Annotated in this window: 19 protein-coding genes and 1 tRNA gene; 7 read left to right on the top strand and 13 right to left on the bottom strand. The window is 65.6% G+C overall.

The genetic code is table 11. From position 1 onward, the window contains the following. Position 1: 1 nt before the first annotated feature. Both ACM1PE_RS24790 and ACM1PE_RS24785 read right to left on the bottom strand, forming a co-directional pair. Complete coding sequence (locus tag ACM1PE_RS24790) at positions 2–877, bottom strand: branched-chain amino acid ABC transporter permease (protein ID WP_306635253.1); 876 nt, start codon at positions 875–877, stop codon at positions 2–4. Positions 878–905: 28 nt separating this feature from the next. Then, the gene (locus ACM1PE_RS24785; protein WP_059373888.1) at positions 906–2,048 is read right to left on the bottom strand and encodes an ABC transporter substrate-binding protein; all 1,143 of its coding nucleotides are present in this window, start codon (positions 2,046–2,048) and stop codon (positions 906–908) included. A 198-nt stretch (positions 2,049–2,246) separates the two neighbouring features. Here ACM1PE_RS24785 and ACM1PE_RS24780 point away from each other — a divergent pair, with 198 nt between their 5' ends. Beyond that, a complete protein-coding gene (locus ACM1PE_RS24780; RefSeq protein WP_419341281.1) occupies positions 2,247–3,032 on the top strand; it encodes an IclR family transcriptional regulator in 786 nt (261 codons plus the stop codon). On the opposite strand, the gene ACM1PE_RS24775 is transcribed toward ACM1PE_RS24780, so the two are convergent. Next, positions 3,029–4,615: a diguanylate cyclase gene (locus ACM1PE_RS24775; protein ID WP_419341280.1), complete on the bottom strand. Its 1,587-nt coding sequence runs from the start codon at positions 4,613–4,615 to the stop codon at positions 3,029–3,031. The two genes, ACM1PE_RS24780 and ACM1PE_RS24775, sit on opposite strands and share 4 nt — an antisense overlap. 108 nt (positions 4,616–4,723) lie before the next feature. Beyond that, positions 4,724–5,638: a LysR family transcriptional regulator gene (locus ACM1PE_RS24770; protein ID WP_059373874.1), complete on the bottom strand. Its 915-nt coding sequence runs from the start codon at positions 5,636–5,638 to the stop codon at positions 4,724–4,726. A gap of 141 nt (positions 5,639–5,779) precedes the next feature. Here ACM1PE_RS24770 and ACM1PE_RS24765 point away from each other — a divergent pair, with 141 nt between their 5' ends. Next, complete coding sequence (locus ACM1PE_RS24765; RefSeq protein ID WP_118931523.1) at positions 5,780–6,799, top strand: Bug family tripartite tricarboxylate transporter substrate binding protein; 1,020 nt, start codon at positions 5,780–5,782, stop codon at positions 6,797–6,799. A 66-nt stretch (positions 6,800–6,865) separates the two neighbouring features. Then, positions 6,866–8,470, top strand: coding sequence for a gamma-glutamyltransferase family protein (locus tag ACM1PE_RS24760; protein ID WP_419341278.1), 1,605 nt, complete (start codon positions 6,866–6,868; stop codon positions 8,468–8,470). A 147-nt stretch (positions 8,471–8,617) separates the two neighbouring features. Here the strand turns inward: ACM1PE_RS24760 and ACM1PE_RS24755 are convergent, their stop codons facing one another. Further along, positions 8,618–9,304, bottom strand: a complete 687-nt coding sequence (locus ACM1PE_RS24755; RefSeq protein WP_251878960.1) for a LytR/AlgR family response regulator transcription factor — start codon at positions 9,302–9,304, stop codon at positions 8,618–8,620. Between the two features lie 113 nt (positions 9,305–9,417). Between ACM1PE_RS24755 and ACM1PE_RS24750 the strand changes: the two genes are divergently transcribed. Further along, positions 9,418–10,497 carry a sensor histidine kinase gene (locus ACM1PE_RS24750; protein ID WP_419341276.1) on the top strand — a complete coding sequence of 360 codons (1,080 nt, stop codon included), beginning with the start codon at positions 9,418–9,420 and terminating at the stop codon, positions 10,495–10,497. Between the two features lie 10 nt (positions 10,498–10,507). On the opposite strand, the gene ACM1PE_RS24745 is transcribed toward ACM1PE_RS24750, so the two are convergent. Genes ACM1PE_RS24745 through ACM1PE_RS24720 form a run of 6 tightly spaced genes read right to left on the bottom strand, consistent with a single transcriptional unit; the run spans position 10,508 to position 15,458 of the window. Beyond that, positions 10,508–10,927 carry an Lrp/AsnC family transcriptional regulator gene (locus ACM1PE_RS24745; RefSeq protein ID WP_118931526.1) on the bottom strand — a complete coding sequence of 140 codons (420 nt, stop codon included), beginning with the start codon at positions 10,925–10,927 and terminating at the stop codon, positions 10,508–10,510. Positions 10,928–10,941: 14 nt separating this feature from the next. After that, positions 10,942–11,682 carry an arylmalonate decarboxylase gene (locus ACM1PE_RS24740; protein WP_306635302.1) on the bottom strand — a complete coding sequence of 247 codons (741 nt, stop codon included), beginning with the start codon at positions 11,680–11,682 and terminating at the stop codon, positions 10,942–10,944. Then, positions 11,679–12,482 carry an ABC transporter ATP-binding protein gene (locus ACM1PE_RS24735; RefSeq protein WP_419341274.1) on the bottom strand — a complete coding sequence of 268 codons (804 nt, stop codon included), beginning with the start codon at positions 12,480–12,482 and terminating at the stop codon, positions 11,679–11,681. The genes ACM1PE_RS24740 and ACM1PE_RS24735 overlap by 4 nt, the downstream gene beginning before the upstream one ends. Before the next feature lie 2 nt (positions 12,483–12,484). Continuing rightward, positions 12,485–13,462, bottom strand: a complete 978-nt coding sequence (locus tag ACM1PE_RS24730) for an ABC transporter substrate-binding protein (protein ID WP_059373867.1) — start codon at positions 13,460–13,462, stop codon at positions 12,485–12,487. A 23-nt stretch (positions 13,463–13,485) separates the two neighbouring features. Next, entirely contained in the window at positions 13,486–14,241 is a 756-nt protein-coding gene (locus ACM1PE_RS24725) for an ABC transporter permease (protein WP_059373866.1), read from the bottom strand. A gap of 56 nt (positions 14,242–14,297) precedes the next feature. Next, positions 14,298–15,458: a M24 family metallopeptidase gene (locus tag ACM1PE_RS24720; RefSeq protein ID WP_419341272.1), complete on the bottom strand. Its 1,161-nt coding sequence runs from the start codon at positions 15,456–15,458 to the stop codon at positions 14,298–14,300. Between the two features lie 104 nt (positions 15,459–15,562). Between ACM1PE_RS24720 and ACM1PE_RS24715 the strand changes: the two genes are divergently transcribed. Then, the gene (locus ACM1PE_RS24715) at positions 15,563–16,453 is read left to right on the top strand and encodes a LysR family transcriptional regulator (protein WP_280015623.1); all 891 of its coding nucleotides are present in this window, start codon (positions 15,563–15,565) and stop codon (positions 16,451–16,453) included. 26 nt (positions 16,454–16,479) lie between these two features. Here ACM1PE_RS24715 and ACM1PE_RS24710 read toward each other — a convergent pair. Beyond that, a tRNA-Cys gene (locus tag ACM1PE_RS24710) sits at positions 16,480–16,554 on the bottom strand. An 82-nt stretch (positions 16,555–16,636) separates the two neighbouring features. Between ACM1PE_RS24710 and ACM1PE_RS24705 the strand changes: the two genes are divergently transcribed. Together ACM1PE_RS24705 and ptsJ are read left to right on the top strand one after the other, a co-directional pair. Beyond that, the gene (locus ACM1PE_RS24705; RefSeq protein ID WP_306635309.1) at positions 16,637–18,901 is read left to right on the top strand and encodes an Orn/Lys/Arg decarboxylase N-terminal domain-containing protein; all 2,265 of its coding nucleotides are present in this window, start codon (positions 16,637–16,639) and stop codon (positions 18,899–18,901) included. A gap of 162 nt (positions 18,902–19,063) precedes the next feature. Then, positions 19,064–20,359 (top strand): transcriptional regulator PtsJ, encoded by a 1,296-nt coding sequence (ptsJ, locus tag ACM1PE_RS24700; RefSeq protein WP_419341269.1) that lies wholly within the window; start codon positions 19,064–19,066, stop codon positions 20,357–20,359. 12 nt (positions 20,360–20,371) lie between these two features. On the opposite strand, the gene asd is transcribed toward ptsJ, so the two are convergent. After that, the gene (asd, locus tag ACM1PE_RS24695; RefSeq protein WP_419341267.1) at positions 20,372–21,217 is read right to left on the bottom strand and encodes an archaetidylserine decarboxylase; all 846 of its coding nucleotides are present in this window, start codon (positions 21,215–21,217) and stop codon (positions 20,372–20,374) included. Positions 21,218–21,275: the final 58 nt, after the last annotated feature.

Genomic DNA, 21,275 nt, shown 5'->3' with positions numbered 1-21,275 from the left:
GTCAGCCCCGATCGGCGATGCGTTCGCCGAAGATGCCCTGCGGCCGCAGCAGCAGGAAGAGAATCATGATTCCGAAGGCCAGCAGGTCCTTGTAGGTGGAGGACAGGTATGCCGCGCCGAGGATCTCTATCAAGCCCACCACCAGCCCGCCCGCGATCGCGCCGGGTACGCTGCCGAATCCGCCGATGATGGTGGCGGCGAAGGCCTTGAGCGCGACGGCATCGCCCATGTTGACGTCGGCGAACCACATGGGCCCCACCAGCAGGCCGGCAAAGCCCGCGAAGACCGCCGCCAGCAGCCAGGCGAAGCCCAGCAGCAGGCGCACCGGCAAGCCCATCAGCCTTGCGGTTTCGACGTCCTGCGCCACCGCCCGCATCGAACGTCCGATGGAAGTACGGTGCAGCAGCGCGTAGAGACCGGCAATCAACAGCAGCGTGATGATGATCGTGGCCAGGGCGTGTACCGTGATGACGCCGCCGGCCAGGCTGATGGTGCCATCGCCGAAAGGCGAGGGCATGCGGAAGGGCCAGGCGTCCCAGACCAGCAACGCGCCGTTCTGCATGGCGATTCCGGCGGCCACCGTGCCGATGATGACCGTCACGACAGGACGGTTCTGCAGCGGCAAGTGGACCAGGGCATAGAACAACAGGCCGAAGGCCGCCATCATCGCGATGGCTACCGGATAGGCCAGGGCTGCGGGCCACTGCGCCTGGATGATGGTGCTGACCCCGAAGAAAGTGCCCAGCATGACGAACTGGCCGGCGGCGAAGTTCACCACGCTGGTGGCCGAATACACGATGACGAAGCCCAGCGCGGCCAGGGCGTAGACGCTGCCGAGCGCCACGCCGTTGACCAGCAGTTGGATCATTTCCTGCATGGAGTTCCCCTTGTGGCGCCGGCCATGCTCAGTCGACCTTGATGGTGCTGATGAACTGCATGTCCTTGCTTCCCTTGGCGAACTTCACGATGGCGACATCGTGCACGCCGTTGCCTTTGGCATCGAAGCTGTAGACGTGCGAAACGCCCTGGTAGCCCTTCAGGTCCTTGAGATAGGCCTGGAGCTTTTGGGGGTCGGCGCCAACCGCGTTGATGGCCTGGGCCATCAACATCGCGCCGTCGTAGTACGCGGCGCCGTAGGGATCGGCGTCCATGGAGAAGCGTTGCTTGAAGCGTTCCGCGTAGTTCTTGCCTTTGTCGGTCGCGGGCAGGTAGGTATCGATTACGCCCCAGACGTTTTCCAGGTCGGCTGGCGACAACAGTTGCATGGCGGCCGGGACAAAGGCGGCCGAGGATGCCACCACCGGCTGCTTCAGACCCAGCATCTTGATCTGTCGCAGCACCATCGCGCCGTCCTGCGGGTAGACGAAGGCCAGGATGACGTCGGCGCCCTTGTTCTTCAGGCTGAGAATCTGCGCCGACATGTCCTTGTCGTTCTGGCCATACGCTTCCGTGCCGACGGGGGTGATGCCCTGGTCCTTCAGGAAGGCCGCCGCGGCATTGGCGCCGCCCTGGCCGAAATCGTTCTGGATGTAGAGGATGCCGGGCTTGGACAGCTTGAGCTCGTCCTTGACGAAGCGCGCCATGGCGACGGCCGCCGTGCTGTCCTGCGGGCGGATGCGGAACAGCCAGGGATTGCGCAGATCCGCGACGGCATCGGCGCCGCCGGCGTACATCGCAGGAATGCCGGTTTTCGCCACTTCCGGCGCGACGGCCATGTTCTGGGTGCTGTAGCTGGTGAGAAAGGTGAAGGCGGGCTTGTTCTCCTGCGCCAGCTTCACGTAGGCATTGACGGCCGTGCCGTTGGACGCTTGGGCGTCCTCGAACACGAACTTGACCGGCTTCCCTTGCAGGCCGCCCGCCTTGTTGATGTCGTCCTCGGCCAGCTTGAGGGAATTGAAGTACTGCTTTCCGGTCAGCGACAAGGGGCCGGTGAGGGGCACCGTGGCGCCCACCACCACGTTCTGGGCGCAGGCCGCGCTGGCAAAGCCTGCCAGGGCGACGGCCGGTAAAACGCGGCGGGCAAGGATGAGGATGTTCTTGAAAGACATGATGCTGCGCTCCTGTAACGATCAACGTTGAAGGCGGGGCGGCGTTCCCCAGGGTTCTTGATGGCTTTTTGTCGTTCCGAAAATCGGTACAACGTTCCTTTTTTCGGTATAATAAAAAATAGCCGGCATGGACAGCAAGACCGGGTTTTCCCGGCATGGGCGTTCTGCCGCCCTACAATGCGCGACCAAGGAACGCCTATGAGCCAAGATTCCAAACTCCCCCCGCTGGAGCGCTATACGCGCATCCTCGAACTGCTCGCCTCCTTTCCCGACGGCCTGGCCCTCACGGAAATCGCGCGCATGCTGGCTTTGCCCAAGACCAGCGCGCATCGCCTGCTGGGCACCATGCAGGACTCCCAATTGGTGGACCTGGCCGCAAGCACCTATGTGTTGGGCGCGCGGGTGAAGCGGCTGGCATACGCCAGCGCGGATACGGAGTGGATTGGGGCGGTGGTGCGCCCGCACTTGGCGGACCTGGCGGCCGAGACCGATGAAACCTGCTACCTGGCGAAGCTGCACAGCGGTCACCAGGTGTCATCCGTGTTGATGGAAGCGCCCGATACGCCCTGGCGCGGATTCGTATTGCCGGGCAAGGGCATGGCGCCGCATGCGGCCGCATCGGCCAAAGCCATTCTTGCGTTTCAAGCGCCCAAGGTCATTGATGCCGCGTTGGCGGAACCGCTACCGCGCCTGACCGCGCATACCTGCGTGGATAGCCGCCGCATCAGGGACGAGTACGCCCAGGTCCGTCAACAGGGCTACGCGACCTGCATCGGCGAAATCGATGAAGGCTTGGCGGCGTTGGGCGTGCCGGTGCATCTGCCGCATCTGGGAGTGATTTACAGCCTCGGCGTAACCGGGCCTCTGCAGCGCTTGAAGTCGAAGAATCTCGAGGCACTGGCTGCCATCATGCAGCGATACGCCGAAAGGGTCGCGCATGCCTTGGCTGCGGGGTATGCGCGGCGTCCTGAGGACGAAGGCTAGGCCTGGGTACTCGCCGCCGACCAGACCTCCACCCGATCGCGCCCCGCATGCTTCGCCCGGTACAAGGCCTCATCGGCCTTTGCCATGACCTTGTCGATGTCGGCATCATCCGACGGCCACAGCGCGATGCCGATGGACACCGTGACATTTCCCACCGCCTGCGGCATGGCGTGGCTCGCCGTCGCCGCCCGGATGCGTCCGGCCACCCTTTCCGCCGTGTCGCGCGAGGCGTTGGGCATCAGGATCAGGAACTCTTCGCCGCCGACGCGACACGGCGCGTCTTCTGCCCGCACACAGGTCTTGAGGATGGCGGCCAGCGCGATCAGCACCTGATCGCCGGCCGCGTGCCCGTAGGTGTCGTTCACGCGCTTGAAGTGGTCCAGGTCTAGCGCGAGCGCCGCGAAAGGCTGCTGGGTCTGGCGCAGCGTGGCGATCTGCAGCGCCAGGCCCCTGCGGTTGAAGAGGCCCGTCATCGGATCGGTGATGGTGTCCGTGTTCAGCTTATCGAGGCGCCGGGTCTGGGAGCTTTGGCTCATCGTCACGGCGTTCCGGAGGCGGGCCGCCTCGTAGTACCAGCCCTTGATCCGGTGCAGGTCGCCAGCCGACGCGCCGGGCTGATCCCGTTCGATGACCTGGGCCAGCTCCTCCAGCGGCCGCGAGATCCAGCGGCCCAGCAGGTAGATGGCCAGGAACATGATCAGCCCCACCGGCAAGGCGTAGAGCACGATCCTGCTGGTCAGGCTTTGCAGCGGGCGCAGCGTTTCGTCCAGCGGGCGTTGCGCCACGACACCCCAGCCGGCGTTCTTGAGCGCGGCGTAGCCGGCCAACAGGTGCGCGCCGCGGGTGTTGACCACGGGCATCGCACCGGTCTCGCCCCGCAGCACGGCTTCGACCACGGCATTGCTTCTTTCGCTGGTGCCGATGCGATCCTTGTCCTTGTGGTAGATGATGGTGCCGTCGCCATCGACGACATACAGGTAGGAGCCGTCGCGGTAGAAGTGCTCGCCCACGAGTTTGTCGAACTCGTTGCCCTGCCGAAGGTAGATGGCCGCGAGGATGGTGCCGGCATGGTTGCCCTTGGCATCACGGAAAGGTTCGGAGAACGCCAGTATCAGCCGGCCCTCCATGCCCACGTAGGGCGTCGATATGTGGCCCTTCAGATGTTGGGCGCCTGTGGTCAGTTGCTGGCGTACCAGCGTCCTGCCTTCGAAGCCCGCGTCGGCGGGAGCGGTGGCGAGGATGGTGCCGCTACTGTCTGCGATGGCGGCCGTCATGACGCCGTCGGTCTGCTGCACCAGGCGCGCGAGCTCGTCTTCCATGGCGGGTTTCGAACCCAGCAGGCCCGGCGCCCGCTCGGCGGACAGGAGCAATTGCCGCTGTATGGATTCGATGTAGATGTCGGTGACTTCCGCCAGCTTGATCGCGTAGGCCCGGTTGGCCTCGAGGGTGTTGGCGATCAACTGCTCGCGCTGCACCAGGTAGGCCGCGTACAGCGTGTTGACGAAGGCGATGAGTCCGCTCGCGAGCGCCAGCACGGTGACAAGGCGGCGCAGCTTCAGTCTGGGCATCGCGGCAGTGGTCAATGCGGAGCTCCTTCAATCATTCACTCTGACCATTGAATCGGGGCCTTCCGCGCTTGGCCAAGCCTGGGCGCGTGTAGAACTTCAGTTTTGCGGCAAGCCTGCGGCAAGTCAAGAATCGCGTGAACGGGCGCCCGCGGATAGCGCTTCGATCAGGTGCTCGATGAAGGCGGCCGTCGCCTCGGGCAAGCGGGCGTGGCTGGCGGTCTGCACCTGCAGCGTGCGTTCGGCGAAGACGGCTTGCTGCAAGGACACGGCCACCAGCGCGCCGCTGCGCAGCGGCTCGGCGAGTGTGATCTCGCCGGCCAGCGTGACAGCATGGCCGGCCTCGACGATGGCGCGGATGACCGATGACGAGTTGCTCGAATAGGCGATGTCGAAAGGCGGCCCGTCGTTGCCTGCCGCCGAGCTGTCGAACAACAGGCGCACGGTGGTGCCGGAGTCGGTCAGCGCGATCGGGTAGCGGCGCAGGTCGTCCAGGGACACGCTGGCGCGTTTGGCAAGAGGATGGCCCGGGACCATGATGGCGCGAACGGGCGAGACGATTTCGTAGCGCACGGCGATGCCGTTGCCCGCGTTCAGGCTGAAGGCCAGGCCCACGTCGATGCTGTTGTCGCGCAGGCGTTGCGTCACGACGCCGGGCGAAGCGATGTGTACCTGGAACGCCACATCGGGATGCAGGGCGCGGTACGCGCCCAGGATGGGCGGCAGCACGTTGCGCGCCACGGCTTCGTTGGAGCCTATGCGGATGGTGGTCAGCTCCGCGTGACGCAGGCTGCGGATATCGCGCAGCACGTGCTCGGCATCCATGGCGACGCGGCGTGCATAGTCGGCCAGCATTTCGCCGGCGCGGGTCAGCTCCATGCCGTGAGGCCGGCGTTCGAACAGCGCCGCGCCGCAGTCATCCTCCAGTTTGGCGACTTGCCGGCTGATTGCCGAAGGCGCCACGTGGAGGGTGGCCGCGGCGTCCTTGATGCTGCCTGCGCGTACGACTTCCAGGAAATAGCGGTGCGCGGTGCTGAGCATATTGATTCTCAAAATGGCAATTGGCGTGCTAATTATTGATATTGATTGCCGCAAAGGCAATTCCTAGAATGGGCCGGTCAGGGCCGCCAGGACACATGGGCAACAGACCCGGCCGACGGCTCTTCAACCAAGGGGAATCGCATGGCTAGTGTTGTATGCAAATCGGGCCGCGCCGCCGCGCGCCCGCAGGGACTCGGCATTCTGAAGCGCGCCTTTGCCGCGCTGGCGTTATCGGCGGCTACCGGGGCGGGGGCGGCCGATTTTCCGCAGCGCTCGCTCCAGCTGATCCTGTCGTTTCCACCGGGCGGCGCGACCGACGTGCTCGCTCGCGAACTCAGCCAGAAGCTGGGCGACTCGCTGGGCCAATCTGTGGTGGTGTTGAACCGCCCCGGCGCGGGCGGCTTGATCGGCATGCAGGCCGCTGCGCGTTCCGAAGCCGACGGCTACACGCTGTACATCTCGTCGGTGATGTCCAACTCCATTTACGAAGCGCTCAACGGCAAGCAGCAGGTGTCGCTGGACGGCGACTTCGATGCGGTGGGCGCGATAGCCAGCGCCCCGCACATCCTGGTCACGCCGGCGACGCTGGGCATCAAGGACTATGCCAGCCTGGTGGCCTATCTGAAGGCGGCGCCGGGCAAGTACAACTACGCGTCGATGGGCGCGGGTACCCTGTCCAACCTGGAGGGCGAGATCTTCAAGGAGCAGGCGGGCGTGGACGCGTTGCAGATCCCGTACAAGGGCAGCAGCCAGGCCTTGCCCGAAGTGATCTCGGGCGCGTCGGTCTTCATGTTCGATAGCGTGACCAGCTCGCTGCCGCATAAGCAGGGCGGCCGCATCGACGTGCTGGGCGTGGCCTCCGCCAAACGTCTGCCGGTCATGCCGGACGTGCCCACGCTCAAGGAACTGGGCGTACAGGGCCTGGAGGCAGAGAACCTGTTCGCGTTGATGGCGCCCAAGGGAACGCCCAAGGACCGCCTGGACATTGTGGCCCGCGCGCTGTCCAAGGCGCAGGGCGATGCAGGATTCCGCAAGGCCATCGAGGCGCAGGGCTTCCAGATCAGCGAGATTCCGGCCCAGACTCTGCCCAAGTTCATCCTGGACCAGCAGGCGTTCTGGCGCGACAAGGTCAAGGCCTTGAACATTACCGCAGGCAAGTAGCGGCCGCCCCGGCTTTCTTCCTGGCCGCCCGCGGGCGGCCGGTCCCAAACTTCCGACCCGACTCCCATGCCCATTCCGAACGATCCCTTCTGGCAGCTGCCCTACGCATCGCAACGCATGCCTTTGCTCGCGGACAACGTGGTCAGCACGTCGCAGCCGCTGGCCAGCGCTGCCGGCCTGCAGATGTACGCAAGGGGCGGCAACGCGATCGACGCGGCGCTGGCCACGGCCATCGCGCTGACCGTCGTGGAGCCGTGCATGAACGGGATCGGCGGCGACATGTTCGCCATCGTCTGGCATGGCGGGCGCCTGCATGGGCTGAATGCGTCGGGGCGCGCGCCGGCCGCTTGGGAGACGGCCAGGTTCGCGCATCTGGATGGCATGGACCCGATAGGCTGGGGCAGCGTGACGGTACCCGGAGTCGTGTCGGGTTGGCGCGCGATCTGGGAGAAATTCGGTTCGCTGCCGTTCGAGGATTTGTTCGAGCCCGCCATACGCTACGCGCGGGACGGCTACCTGGTTTCGCCCACGGTGCATCGCCAGTGGCAGAAGCAGGTGCCGCGCCTGAGCGGGCAGCCGGGCTTTGCCGAGTCCTTTGCGCCCGGGGGCCGCGCGCCCTTGCCCGGAGAGCGCTTCCGCAGCCCCGGCCAGGCCGCCACGCTGGAGAGCATCGCCCGCAGCAAGGGCGAGAGCTTCTACCGCGGCGAGCTGGCCGCGGCGATTGCCGCCCACGCGCGCAACACGGGCGGCTATATCACCGAGGCCGACATGGCCGGCCATACGGCCGACTGGGTGGAGCCGATAGGCATGCGCTACCGCGACCTGGAACTCTACGAGATCGGTCCCAACGGCCAGGGCATCGGCGCATTGATGGCCTTGGGCATGCTGGAACGTTTCGACCTGGCGGGCTGCGGGCGCGACAGCGGCCGTGCGTTGCACCTGCAGATCGAAGCCATGCGCCTGGCGTTCGCGGACCTGTACGAACACGTGGGCGATCCGGCCCATATGCAGGTGTCGAGTGAGCAGCTGCTGGATCCCGCCTATCTGGCGGAACGGGCGAAACTCATCGATCCGGACCGGGCGGGCGAACCCCGGGCCGGCAATCCGCACAGCGGTGGAACGGTGTATCTGACGGCGGCAGACCGGTACGGCACCATGGTGTCGTTCATTCAATCCAACTTCAAGGGATTCGGTTCCGGCGTGGTGGTGCCGGGAACGGGTATTGCCATGCAGAACCGGGGCTGGGGCTTTTCGACGAAGGCGGGGCATCCCAATGTGGTGGCGCCAGGCAAGCGGCCGTTCCACACCATTATTCCCGGCTTCCTGATGAAAGGCGGACAGCCTTTGATGAGCTTTGGCGTCATGGGCGGCTCCATGCAGGCGCAGGGCCATTTTCAAGTGACCAGCCGGCTGGCCGACTTCGGCCTGAATCCGCAGGCAGCCAGCGATGCGCCGCGTTGGCGCATCAAGGATGACAACGTGGGCGTGGCGGTGGAATGGAACTGCCCGCCTGAAGCTATCGAGCATCTGCGCGCATGCGGCCACAGGGTCGACGTGGCGCCGCGCTTCGATTTGGAGTTCGGCAGCGCGCAGATGGCCTACCGGCTGGAACAGGGAGGCTATCTGGCCGCGTCGGATCATCGCAAGGACGGCTACCCCATGGGCTATTGACGCCGTCTTCCTGGACGATGTTTGGTCGAGGAAAATCCCCGTTTCGTCGAAAACTGCGTGATGTCTCGGGGCCGGTTGATGACAATCGGCACATTTCCGGCCCGAACCGATGCTACAGCGGTCTTATCCCGGGGCTGGCCCGTCGCGTCAGCGCTGCGCCACCGCGCGCCGCAGGCGCTGCGACGCGACCCGTCCCAGCACGACGGGGGCAACGCCGTTGTTGAACGCGACCTCGGTCTGCGCGCCGGGCAGTTGCGACAGATGGGAGACATGTTCCAGATTCATGATCACCGAGCGAGACAAGGCGCAGAAGGGCGGACTGGGCAGTTGGGCCGCCAGGCGCTTGAAGGTGATGTGCATCAGCTCGTTGGCGTGCGCGGCGCTGCAAAGCATCACGTAGTCGCCTTGCGCCTGCGCCATGGTCAGTTCATGGATCTTGATGAGCTTGGTGCCGTTGCGCGTCCGCAGCGTCAGGTGGCCACCAGCGCGCGGGCGCAGCCGCGCCAACGCCTGTTCGAGCCGGCCCGGCCGCACGGGCTTGAGCAGGTAGTCGACAGCCTGGACGTCGAAGGCGCGGGCGGCGTAGTCGCTGTGCGCGGTGACGAAGACGACGGCGGGCGGAGCGTCCAGCTGGTCCAGCAGATCGAAGCCGGTGGCGGCCGTCAGCTCGATGTCCAGGAACAGGGCATCAGGACGATGCTCGCGGATCAGCGCTCGCGCCTGTTCCAGGCTGTCGGCTTCGCCCGCGACATGGACGTCGGCCGAGGCTTCCAGCAGCCGGCGCAGGTAGCGCCGCGCCGGGGCTTCATCGTCGATGACAAGCACACGCAGCATTTTCCTCCCTGGCGCCATGGTGTGGCGGGTATAGTCGTCCGGTCTGGCACGCGGGTAAATATAAGGCCTATGCAGTTTCCAGAGAACCCTTTGCCCGTCCGGGGAGCGCATCCATGAAGTTCGCATCGATCGGCCAGGGCTTGAGCCCAGGGGAGTCCTCGCTTGGCTTCTGGCGGGCGCAGACGCTGGGTTGGCTCTTTCTTGCGATCGTGGGTTTCTTCATCCGGCTGGCGGTGTTCGGCAATGCCACCGCGGCCTTCTGGCTTACCGTGGCGCTGGAGCCGCTGGCCTTCGTCCTGACCAGCGGGGCGGCCGTGCTGCATGGCCGCCGTGCGGGCAAAGGCGATCCGCCCTTGCTGGTGCTGGTTTGCGCGGTGTTGTTCTGCCTGACCGCCTCGGCCTTGCTGGCCTCGATCGCCTACGGCATCCATAGCCTGTTTCTGCCCGGCGCGATCCGAGTGTTGCCGGGCAACCAGTACCGGCTGGGCTTTCTCTACTACATGGGCATGCTCTCCATCTGGACGCTGATCTATTTCGGCGTGTCGGCCGAGCTAAACGCGCGCAGTGAGCGCCTGTCCAAGATGAAGGCCGAGACGCGCTCCTTGAGGCTGGAGCTCGAACATCTGCAGCTGCAGATCGAGCCGCACTTCCTGTTCAACTCGCTCAATACCATCGTGGCCGAGATCGCCGAACGTCCCGCCATCGCGGAGGAAATGACCCGCAGCCTGGCCGAGTACCTGCGCTATTCGCTGGACCGGCGCGGGCGCGGCCTGTCCATACTGGAGGAGGAGATCGAGGCCGCCGAAGCCTATGTGCGCATACAGGCGCTGCGCTTTGACCAGCGGCTTGAACTGCGCAGCCAGATCGATCCGGCCACGCTACGGATCAGTGTTCCGCGCATGACGCTGCAGGGACTGGTGGAAAACGCGATCAAGCACGGCATGCGTTCGGAACACGCGCATTTTCCGATCTGCATACGCACGCGTCTGCAGGGCGACGAACTGCTCATTGAAGTGGACAACCCCGGCCGGCTGCACGCGCCTTTCGATCTGGCCAGCGGCGGAGGCGGGCTGGGAAACCTGTGCCGGCGGCTGACGCTGAGGTATCCGGACAGGCATCAGTTCGTGCTGGAGCAGCGCGGGGACAGAACTGTCGCGCAGATCAGGCTGCGGGGCGAGCCGGTGCCGGCCTAGCGCGCAGGCTTCAGCGGTACGTCGCGAGCAGGATGCTGGTTTCGGTGGCCGCGATGCCCTTGATCAGGCGCACGCGCTCCAGCACCTTGGACAGATCGGCGGTGGAATCTGCGCGTATTTCGGCCAGCAGGTCCCAGCGGCCGTTGGTGTCGTGCAGCTGCTCAACGCTCGGCTCGCCCAGCAGGCTGGCCAGCACGGCGCGCGTCTGGTTGCCGTCGACGGTAATGCCCATCCAGGCGCGCAGGCCGCCTTGATCGGAGTCGGGACGCAGCTTGAGCGTGTAGCCGGCGATGAGCCCGTCCGCCTCCAGCTTGCGCAGACGGTTGGAGACCGTGCCGCGCGACACGCCGGCCTTGCTGGCCAAAACGGAAAGCGGCGTGCGCGCGTCGCGCCGCAGGATGCCGATCAGTCGGGTATCGATTTCATCCATGACAGGTCCCGCTTTCAATGCTGCCGGAACAGCCGGCCGTAGCCGTCCATCCGGTCGTGGATCCCCGCCAGCCGCAGGCAATGCCACATGCTGGCCTGATTGCTGCCGATCACGGGCTTGCCCAGCCTGTCCTCCAGACGCTCGATGACGGCGGTGGAGCGCAGCGCGCCGCAGCTGATGAAGACGGCGTCGGCATCGGGGCGATCCACGGCGCAGGCGAATTCGTACAGATAGTCAGGCGAGACACGGTTCATGGTCTCGTCATCGGGCAGGGCCAGCCCCTGTAGCGAGACGACTTCGTGGCCGATGCTTTCGAAGTAAGCGCGCTCCAGTTGGTTGACGGCATCGTCATAGGCGGTGGCAACAGCCAGGCGGCGCGCGCCGACCGCGGCCAGCGCCTGCGTGACGCCGTCCAGCAGCGTGGCCACGGCCGCGCCGGGGCGGGCCTGCGCGAGCAGCGCGCGCACTTTGTCGTTGCCGATCACGAAGCTGCCCGCGGTGCAGTTGTAGCAGACCACGTCGATATCGCGGCGTCCCGGCGCCAGGCCGTCCAGGGCCTGAAGCAGTCCGTCTTCCATGCCGGCCAGGCTTTGCACGGTGCAGGCCGTTGCCATGGCCACGCGGGCAAAGCTCAGGCCCACGCCCTCGGGCGCCATGGCGTGCATCTCGCCCTCGGTCAGGCCGGCGTTGGCCACGCACAGAAAGGCGAGACGCGCGCGGGGGTAGGGGCCGGCGTCGTAGCGCACGGGATTCATTCCGTCATCCCCGCGGCGTCGAAGCACTCGCGTATGACGGTGGCCGCCTTGACGAAGTTGGGGTGTCCGACCATGGCGTAGTTGCGCGGGCGCGGCAGATCGATGTCGACGGTCAGCGACACGCGGCCCGGCCGCTTGCTCATCACCACCACGCGGTCGGACAGGAACACGGCTTCGGAGATGCTGTGGGTAATGAACATGACGGTCTTCTTGCTTTCCAGCCATACCCGCTGCAGCTCCAGGTTCATGGCTTCGCGCGTCATCGCGTCCAGGGCGCCGAAGGGCTCGTCCATCAGCAGGATGTCGGGGTCGTGGATGAGCGCGCGGCACAGCGCCACGCGTTGCTGCATGCCGCCGGACAACTGGTGCGGCAGGCATTCTTCAAAGCCCTCCAGTCCGCTCAGCTTGATCAGTTCGCGCAGCCGGGTCTCATGGCGCGCGGCCGGAAGTTTGCGCATCTCCAGCTGCAGCGAGATGTTCCCGACGACGTCGCGCCACGGCAGGAGCGCCGCACGCTGGAACACGATCCCCACGTTGGCGCCCGGCTCGGTCACGCGCTCGCCCAGCACGCGGATCTCGCCGGCAGTGGGCGGCGTCAGGCCGGCGACCGCTCGCATCAAGGTGCTCTTGCCGCAGCCGGACGGGCCGAGCACGGAGAGGAACTGGCCTTCGGGTATGGCAAGGTCGATGCCGTCGACCGCGACATAGGAACCGAAGCGCTGGACCATGCCGCGGATGTCGATCGCGGTATCGGGCGCGCCCGCTGCGGGAGCGAGCGCCAGGGCTGCGTGCTGTGCCATGTCTATTCCCTGTTGTAGTCGTTGGTGTAGAGCGTGCTGGTCGGCACCGGGCTCGCGATCTGGTTCGATTGCACGAACTGATCGACCATGGCCTGCCAGTCCTTTTCCGCGGAGACGCCGAACGGCAGTCCCTTGGTGTTGGGCGTGCCTGCGGCCTGCAGTGAGAGCTGCAGCTGGCGCACCAGCTGATCGCGGTTGCGCGCCTGTTCCGGCCGTTGGCGTACCAGGGCGTCGACCGAGGCGGCCGGATCGGCCTGGGCGGCCTCGTAGGCCTTGCGCGTGGCGCGCAGGAAGCGCCGCGCGGTGTCGGGATTGGCCTCCAGCCATTTGGTATTGGCTGCCAGCCCGCCTTCCAGCGCGTTGACGCCAAAGTCGGCATAGAAGAAGTAATGCACCTTTGCGCCCTGCGCTTCCAGCGGAGGGATATGGAAGTAGGTCACGCCGGTGATGGCGTCCGCGCGGCGTTGCAGGAACAAGGCGGTCTTGGTGCCCACGGCGGGGGCGATGACATTGATCTTCTTCTGGTCCACGCCGTTGAGGGCGGCCAGCACCGGGAACATCTGCGCCGTCGACTCGGATGCGCTCATGCCCAGCACCTTGCCTTCCAGGTCCTTGGGCGCGCGCACCGGGGCGTCCGCGTGGCTGATGATGACCATGGGCGAGCGCTGGTGCACGGCGAAGATGGCCTTCAGCGGCATGCCCGCGGCGACGCCCTTGAGCATGGTGCCGTAGTCCATGAAGCCGATGGGATCGATGCCCTGCGCCACCAGCTTCGCGGTGTTGCTGGAGCCGCTGCCTTCGCCAATGCTCAGGTCTATGCCTTCGGCCTTGTAGAGGCCTTTTTCTATGCCGTAGTAGAGTGGTGCGTGCGTGCCGTAGATGCTGTAGTCCAGGCGCAGGCTCAGTTTTTCCTGGGCGCTGGCCGCGCCTGCGGCCAGCAGGCAAGCCAGGGTCCAGCCAAGTCGGGTGGTGAATTTCATGGTGGTGTCTCCGGAGGGCGGGGTCAGACAGAGGGCAGGGCGTCGCTGCGCACGCTGATGTGCCAGGGAATGAGGAAGCGTTCGGAAAACTCGACCAGGTAGTAGAAGACCAGGCCGATGAGCATGAGCGCGACCAGCACGGCGAACAGCAACGTGGTGTCGAGGTTGGCATTGGCGGACAGCAGCACGTAGCCCAGGCCGCTTTCGGCGCCCACCCATTCCCCCACCACCGCGCCGACCGTGGCGAAGGCTATGGCGACCTTCAGGCCGGAGAAGATCTGCGGCAGCGCATAGGGCAGCCGGATCCGCAGAAAGGTCCGCAGGGCGCCCGCCCGCATCGAGCGGGCCAGGTCGTTGAGGTCCGCGTCCACTGAACGCATGCCCGCCACCGTACTGACCACGATGGGGAAGAAGGCCACCGAGAATGCGATCAGGATCTTGGGAAACAGGCCCAGGCCGAACCAGATGATGATCAGCGGCGCGACCGCCACCTTCGGAAACGCCTGCGACACCACCAGCAGCGGCATGATGGCGCGCTCCAGCGGGCGCGACCACACCAGCAGGATGCCCAGCGGTATGCCGACGGCGATGCTCAGCAGAAAGCCGCCCAGGGTTTCGACGGACGTGACCCAGGAGTGATGGCCCAGGAATGCCCAGTCCGTCCACAGCCGTTCGAGCACGCTCAGCGGCGGCGGCAGCAGGTAGGCCGGCAGGCCGAACAGCGGTATCGCGAAATGCCACAGAAGCAGCACTCCCATGACCGCGGTGGTTGGATACATCCAGTTCTTCAACACGGCAATTCCCCTTGTATGTTGTTGGCGCGCCGGTCTTGTTGTCAGGCGTCGATTTCGATCAGCTCTCGCGGATAGCGGGTGAGCACCTCGCAGCCGTCCTCGGAGACGGCCACGCTTTCGCTGGCCATGAAGCCGCCTTCGGGCATGAATAGCGACGGCACCAGGTGGAAGGTCATGCCGGGCTCAAGCACCGTGGGATCGCCCGGACGCAGCGCCAGGAAGCGGCCTTCGGCCCAGTTGGGAGGAAAGCCGATGCCGATGCCGTAGGCGGTGCGGTGATCGAAGTACTGCCCCAGCCCGGCCCGTTCGAAGACCGCGCGGCAGGCCTGGTCCACCTGGGCGGAGGTGACGCCGGGTCGGATGGCGTCAATGGCGGCGTCCAGCGCGGCGATGACGGTGCCGGCGAGGAAGCGCTGCCGCTCGGAGGCCCGGCCCACCACGCAATTGCGCGAGATCATGGCGTGATAGCGGTTGATGTTGGCGGCGGCCTCCAGGAACACCAGGTCGCCCTGCTTGATCTCGCGGCGCTGCCAGGTGGTGAAGCAGACGCCGCTGGCGCGGCCCACGGCCACCAGCGGCACGCGGGTGTATTCGCTGCCGGCCTTGGTGGCGCCGTGCAGCATGGCGGCGGCGAGGTCGTTTTCGGTGGCGCCGACTGCGATCGCGCGCACCGCCGCATCGATGCCGGCGACCGCCGCGTCCGCGGCCTGGCGCATGAAGCCCAGCTGCGCCGGGGTCTTGATCTTGCGCGCCTCTTCCATCGGACCTTGCCAGTCGGCCAGGCGCGCGCCCAGACAGGCTTGCAGCTGCTTGTAGGCGGCCACGCTGAGGTAGCCCGAGGCCGTTTCCAGGCCGACGCGGCCGCTGGGCAGGATGTCCTTCAGATAGCTGGCCAGCACCTCGACCGGATCGCTGATGTCATCGATGGCGACAAAGCGCGCGATGTTGCGGTTGCCGGTCGCCACGGCGTGGTTGACCTGGCGCGAGACCATGGCAATGCCGCCGTCGGCCGAGACCACCAGGCACTGGAAGGTGAAGTAGCCGATGGAGCGGTAGCCGGTCAGCCAGTAGATGTTCTCAGGGTCGAACAGGATGGCCGCCGACAGGCCCTGGGCCTGGATGTCCCGTGCCAGCAGCGAGAGGTTCGCGGCATAGGTTTCCGGGCCGAACGGCAATTCCATGGGTGCGTAGTTTTCCGACACGATGGGTCCTGGATGAAAGTCGAGCGTTCATCCTAGGAACAATCTACATAACTGCCTAATACCAATAATTGCCATGTCTATAGCTAAATAGTTATAGTCTGCGCATGAACGTGCGAGAGATAGAGATCTTCAGGGCGGTGATGCGCGAAGGCTCGGTGTCGCGGGCGGCGCAGGTGCTGCTGATTTCACAGCCCGCGGCCAGCAAGTACATCGCCCAGCTGGAGCGCCGCGTGGGCGTGGCGCTGTTCGTGCGCAAGGGCGGGCGTCTGCTGCCCACGCCCGAAGGCCGGGCGCTTTACGGCCAGGTCGACCGGCTTTTTTCCGGTCTTTCGCAGCTGGATAGCTTCATCAAGGACCTGGGCAGCGAAAAGCAGGGCCACCTGACCGTCGCGTCCTTGCCCTTGCTGTCCTTGACCGTCATGCCGGATGTGCTCGCCAGTTTCATGGCGGACCGGCCGAATATCTCCGTGGCTTTGCAGACGCGCAGTTCGGCGCGCATCGTCGAATGGGTGGCGGCGCGCCAGGTGGATATGGGCGTGTGCTTCTACGGGGGGCAGCATCCGGGCGTCGTGGCCGAGCCGCTGGTGAGCCTGCAGCTATATTGCGCCATCCCTCCCGGCGACCCTCTGGAAAAGTTCGACACCATCCGCGTGGAACAACTGGCAGGCCGCGATCTCATCATCTACGACAACCTGGACCACACCCGCTTCTGGCTGGAAGCGCTGCTGGAGCAGCAGAAGGTCTACGCGCGGCGGCGCGTGCAGGTGTTCTGGACCTCGGTGGCGATGGAGCTGGTGATGCGCGGCGTGGGCATCGCGCTGGTAGACCGGCTGACCGCCGCGCGCATTCCGGGCGGACTGGATCAACTGCGGCCGCTGGAGCCGGGCGCCTCGTTCGATCTCAGCCTGGTATGGCCCGAGCATTGGCCGTCTTCGGTCATCGCGCTTTCATTCGCTGACGCGTTGCGCGAGCATCTGCGCGATCACGCGGCCTAGCGCGCCGCGCCCGCGGCCAGGAAAACTGGAGGCGCGGGCTGGAATCGAACCAACCTCTGCGGATTTGCAATCCTGCTGCATAGCCACTCTGCCACCGCGCCGTTTATTTTGTCCTAGGACATATATAATTATGTTCGAGTACAGACTAAAGCGCAAGCGGCAACCCATAGACAGAGGAAAGCAATGCAGTTCCAGTTTCCCATCGTCATCATCGACGAGGACTTCCGCTCGGAAAACACGTCCGGCCTGAGCATCCGGGTATTGGCCGAGGCCATCAAGGCCGAGGGCTTCGATGTGCTGGGAACGACCAGTTACGGCGATCTCAGCCTGTTCGCGCAGCAGCAGAGCCGCGCCAGCGCCTTTATCCTGTCCATCGACGACGAGGAACTCGCCCATGGAGAGGGGGTTGCGCCTGCGCTGCTGGCGTTGCGGGAGTTCATCAGCGAAGTGCGGCGGCGTAATGCCGACGTGCCGATCTACGTGTACGGCGAAACCAAGACCGCGCGGCACATTCCGAACGACATCCTGCGCGAACTGCAGGGCGTGATCCATATGTACGAGGACACGCCGGAATTCGTGGCGCGGCATTTGATCCGCGAGGCCCGGGCCTATCTGGAAGGCGTCAAGCCGCCGTTCCTGAAGGCGTTGCTGGACTACGCCGAGGACGGTTCCTATTCCTGGCACTGCCCGGGCCATTCGGGCGGCGTGGCGTTCCTGAAAAGTCCGGTGGGCCAGATGTTCCATCAGTTCTTCGGCGAGAACATGTTGCGCGCGGACGTCTGCAATGCGGTGGAGGAGCTGGGGCAGCTGCTGGACCACAATGGCGCCATCGGCGCGAGCGAGCGCAATGCCGCGCGCATCTTCAATGCGGACCACTGCTATTTCGTGACGAACGGGACCAGCACAAGCAACAAGATCGTGTGGCACCACATGGTGGCGCCGGGCGACGTGGTGCTGGTGGACCGCAACTGCCACAAGTCCATCCTGCACAGCATCGTCATGACGGGGGCGATTCCCGTCTTCCTGCGTCCCACCCGCAACCATTTCGGCATCATCGGTCCGATTCCGCGCAGCGAGTTCGACGTCCAGGCGATCCGCGAGAAGATCCGCGCCCATCCGCTGCTCAAGCACCTGGACGCCGATGAGGTCCGCCCGCGGGTGATGGCGCTGACGCAGTCGACCTACGACGGCATCATCTACCAGACCGAGGAGATCAAGGCGGCGCTGGATGGCTACGTGGACGCCTTGCACTTTGATGAAGCCTGGATGCCGCATGCGGTGTTCCATCCGTTCTATGGCGCCTACCACTGCATGGGCAAGCAGCGCGCGCGGCCCAGGGAATCACTGGTTTTCTCCACGCAATCCACGCACAAGCTGCTGGCCGGGATCAGCCAGGCCAGCCACGTGCTGGCGCAGGACTCCCTGACGCGGCAGTTGGACCGGCATCTTTTCAACGAAGCCTATCTGATGCATACCAGCACCAGTCCCCAGTACGCCATCATTGCCAGCTGCGACGTGGCGGCGGCCATGATGGAGCCGCCCGGCGGAACGGTGCTGGTGGAGGAGAGCATCGCCGAGGCCTTGGACTTCCGGCGTGCGATGCAGGAGGTCGGCACGCATTTCGCCGACGGCGACTGGTGGTTCAAGGTCTGGGGGCCGGAGACGCTGGCGCCGGAGGGCATAGGCTCGCCCGAGGACTGGATCATCCGCGGCGGCGATGGCGATTCGTCCTGGCACGGATTCGGCGCGCTGGCGGACGGTTTCAACATGCTGGATCCGATCAAGTCCACCATCGTGACGCCCGGGCTGGACCTGGATGGCAACTTCGCGGACAGCGGCATTCCGGCCTCCATCGTCACCAAGTTCCTGGCCGAGCATGGCGTGATCGTGGAGAAGACCGGGCTGTACAGCTTCTTCATCATGTTCACGATAGGGATCACCAAGGGCCGCTGGAGTTCGCTCCTGACGGCGTTGCAGCAATTCAAGGACGACTACGGGCGCAACCAGCCCATGTGGCGGATCCTGCCGGAGTTCTGCCGCAAGTATCCCCGCTACGAGAACATGGGCTTGCGCGATCTGTGCCAGCATGTTCATGCGACCTATGCCAGGCATGACATCGCCCGGCTGACCACGGACATGTACCTGACCGACGTCACTCCCGCGATGAAGCCCTGCGATGCCTATGCCTGCATCGCCCAGCGGCGCACCGAGAGGGTGGAGATCGACCATCTGGAAGGCCGCATCACCACCAGTCTGATCACACCCTATCCCCCGGGCATACCTTTGCTGGTCCCGGGCGAGGCATTCAACCGGACCATCGTCGATTACCTGAAGTTCTCGCGCGAGCTGAACCGGGAGTGTCCGGGGTTCGGCACGGACATCCATGGCTTCGTGGAGCTGCGCGACGCGGACGGAAACCTGCGCTATTACGTGGATTGCGTGCGGTAGGCACGCTTTATGCGGACCGGGAATCCATGTCAAACTTACGCGGGGAGTTGGCCCGGCCAGGAGTCGGCCCGGCCAGGAGTTGGCCCGGCCAGGAGTCGGCCCCATTGACTTGACGCGGCCCGGCCGCTGTCCGTGCCAGGAACGGAATTGTCTTAGGACGCTATGAAAATACAAGGAAAGACCGCCGCTGAGATCTTCGATTGCGTGCGCGGGCTGGCTCAATCGGGCCAGCTGCCGCCGGGCCAGGCATTGCCGCCGGTGCGCGATCTGGCGGTCGAACTGGATATCAACCGTAATACGGTTGCCGCGGCCTACAAGCGGTTGGTGACGGCGGGCATCGCGCTGACCCAAGGCCGCCTGGGCACCATCATTCGCGACCAGTCTGGCCCGGGCGAACAGGAGGGCGCGCTGTCGGACTCGCCGTTGGCCGACCTGGCCAGCGGCAATCCCAATCCGGCCTGGCTGCCGGACCTGAGCGCCGCCCTCGCCATCCGGCCCTATCAGCCGCGTCTCTATGGCGAACCCACAGTCAACGCGGGGCTGGAAAGCTATGCCCGCGCCTGGTTCGCGAGAGACTGCCCGGCGCCTTTCGAGATCAACCTGACCCACGGCGCGGTGGACGCCATTGAACGGCTGCTCAGCTCGCACTTGGTGGCTGGGGATAAGGTGGCGGTCGAGAATCCCTGCTTCCTGAGCAGCATCAACATGCTGCGCATCGCCGGCCTGCAGGCGCTGGGCGTGCAGGTCGACGCCGAAGGCATGCAGGCGGCAGCGCTGGAGGTGGCTCTGGCCAAGGGCGCGCAGGCCGTGATCCTGACGCCGCGGGCCCATAACCCCACGGGCTGCAGCCTGAGCGAAAAACGGGCGAAGGCGCTGGCGCGGGTACTGGCCAAGTATCCGCATGCCATGGTCATCGTGGACGACCACTACGCTTTGCTGTCGGGCAAGGAATACCACTCGGTGTTGCCTGCGGGAACGCAGCGGTGGGCGCTGGTGCGCTCATTCTCCAAGACGCTGGGTCCCGACGTGCGCTTGGCCATGGTGGCCAGCGACGCCGCGACGTCGCGCCAGTTGCGCCTGCGGCTGGCTTCCGGCACCAGCTGGGTCAGCCATCTGCTGCAGGACATGGTCGAGGTCACGCTGGGTCGGCCCGAGGTGGCCAAGCAGATGACCCAGGCCCGTAAGGATTACGCGCAGCGGCGCAAGGCCCTGGAAAGCGCCTTGCTGGAGCAAGGCGTGCCGTGCGCCGCGGACGGCGACGGCTTGAACCTGTGGGTGCCGCTGGATACCGACGACCAGGCGGTTGCGCTGGCTCTGGCCCATCGCGGCTGGCTGGTGCGCCACGGCGATGCCTTCGGGGTCCAGGATCCGGTCAGGGGCCTGCGCATCACCATCTCGGCGATCGAACCCGGCCAGTGCCGCAAGCTGGCGCGGGATATCCGGGAAAGCATGCTCTAGCCACGGCCGGGGTCAACGCCGGTCGGCCATGGCTTGTCCCAATCTGACGGCGCGCCCTGTCTTCCAGCCGGGATGGAAGCGCCAGGCGCTGCCCGGCATCAGCACCACCACGGTCGACCCCAACTGGAAATGGCCCATCTCGGCGCCTTGCGGCAAGCGCAAGGGAGCCAGGCTGCCGTAGTCCCATTGCTGGATGCGCCGGCCATGCGGCGCCACTTGGCCATGCCAGGCCGTGGCGATGCTGCCGACGATGGCGGCCCCCACCAGCACCATGGCGTAGACGCCATGGAGGGGATGCTCGAACCAGCAAACCAGCCGCTCATTGCGCGCCAGCAGGCCATCCATGCCCTGCACGATCTCCGGCCGGACGGAGTACAGCGTCCCTGGCACATGGCGCATGCCCAGCAGGCGTCCCTCGCAGGGCATGTGCACCCGGTGATAGTCGCGCGGACTCAGGTAGATCGTGGTGAACCAGCCGCCTCCCAACGCGCACGCCAGGTCCGCATCGGCCAGCAGCGCAGCCGCGCTGTATCGGCGCTGCTTGGCCTGGATCAGCTGTCCCAGGCTGATGCGGCAGAACTGGCTGACGGTGCCGTCCGCGGGGCTGGTCCAGTCCGCATCGGCCAGCTTGCGCGCGCCCGGGCGCAGGGCGCGCGCGAAGAAGGCATTGAAGCTGGCATAGGCCTTCGGGTCGGCGTGCAGCGCTTCGTTCAGATCGATGCCGTACCACTTGGCGTAGCCGCGTATCAGCGGCTGGGCTACCCATGGCTGGCGGCATGAGGCCAGCCGGCCGGCGCAACGCGTCAGCCAGCGCTTGGGCGCGATGCGGTGGACAAACAGGGAAAGAGAGGTCGACATGAAACTCGCGGCTGTGCGTGATGGCGGATATTGTCCTGAATCATAGTGTAGTATGGCA

It is taken from the genome of Achromobacter sp. PD1 (genome assembly GCF_048541815.1).
GTDB classification, from domain to species: Bacteria; Pseudomonadota; Gammaproteobacteria; order Burkholderiales; family Burkholderiaceae_B; genus Achromobacter; species Achromobacter bronchisepticus_A.
Note: the sequence above shows the minus strand (reverse complement) of the source record. Positions and strands in the feature narration are given on the sequence as shown.

Excerpts from the sequence above, each read along its gene's own strand:
- ACM1PE_RS24770 (WP_059373874.1), bottom strand. The coding sequence starts at position 5,638 with ATGCTCAGCACCGCGCACCGCTATTTCCTGGAAGTCGTACGCGCAGGC.
- ACM1PE_RS24790 (WP_306635253.1), bottom strand. The coding sequence starts at position 877 with ATGCAGGAAATGATCCAACTGCTGGTCAACGGCGTGGCGCTCGGCAGC.
- ACM1PE_RS24725 (WP_059373866.1), bottom strand. The coding sequence starts at position 14,241 with ATGTATCCAACCACCGCGGTCATGGGAGTGCTGCTTCTGTGGCATTTC.
- ACM1PE_RS24780 (WP_419341281.1), top strand. The coding sequence starts at position 2,247 with ATGAGCCAAGATTCCAAACTCCCCCCGCTGGAGCGCTATACGCGCATC.
- ACM1PE_RS24715 (WP_280015623.1), top strand. The coding sequence starts at position 15,563 with ATGAACGTGCGAGAGATAGAGATCTTCAGGGCGGTGATGCGCGAAGGC.
- ACM1PE_RS24730 (WP_059373867.1), bottom strand. The coding sequence starts at position 13,462 with ATGAAATTCACCACCCGACTTGGCTGGACCCTGGCTTGCCTGCTGGCC.
- asd (WP_419341267.1), bottom strand. The coding sequence starts at position 21,217 with ATGTCGACCTCTCTTTCCCTGTTTGTCCACCGCATCGCGCCCAAGCGC.
- ACM1PE_RS24785 (WP_059373888.1), bottom strand. The coding sequence starts at position 2,048 with ATGTCTTTCAAGAACATCCTCATCCTTGCCCGCCGCGTTTTACCGGCC.
- ACM1PE_RS24755 (WP_251878960.1), bottom strand. The coding sequence starts at position 9,304 with ATGCTGCGTGTGCTTGTCATCGACGATGAAGCCCCGGCGCGGCGCTAC.
- ACM1PE_RS24735 (WP_419341274.1), bottom strand. The coding sequence starts at position 12,482 with ATGGCACAGCACGCAGCCCTGGCGCTCGCTCCCGCAGCGGGCGCGCCC.
- ptsJ (WP_419341269.1), top strand. The coding sequence starts at position 19,064 with ATGAAAATACAAGGAAAGACCGCCGCTGAGATCTTCGATTGCGTGCGC.
- ACM1PE_RS24760 (WP_419341278.1), top strand. The coding sequence starts at position 6,866 with ATGCCCATTCCGAACGATCCCTTCTGGCAGCTGCCCTACGCATCGCAA.
- ACM1PE_RS24765 (WP_118931523.1), top strand. The coding sequence starts at position 5,780 with ATGGCTAGTGTTGTATGCAAATCGGGCCGCGCCGCCGCGCGCCCGCAG.
- ACM1PE_RS24745 (WP_118931526.1), bottom strand. The coding sequence starts at position 10,927 with ATGGATGAAATCGATACCCGACTGATCGGCATCCTGCGGCGCGACGCG.
- ACM1PE_RS24750 (WP_419341276.1), top strand. The coding sequence starts at position 9,418 with ATGAAGTTCGCATCGATCGGCCAGGGCTTGAGCCCAGGGGAGTCCTCG.
- ACM1PE_RS24705 (WP_306635309.1), top strand. The coding sequence starts at position 16,637 with ATGCAGTTCCAGTTTCCCATCGTCATCATCGACGAGGACTTCCGCTCG.
- ACM1PE_RS24740 (WP_306635302.1), bottom strand. The coding sequence starts at position 11,682 with ATGAATCCCGTGCGCTACGACGCCGGCCCCTACCCCCGCGCGCGTCTC.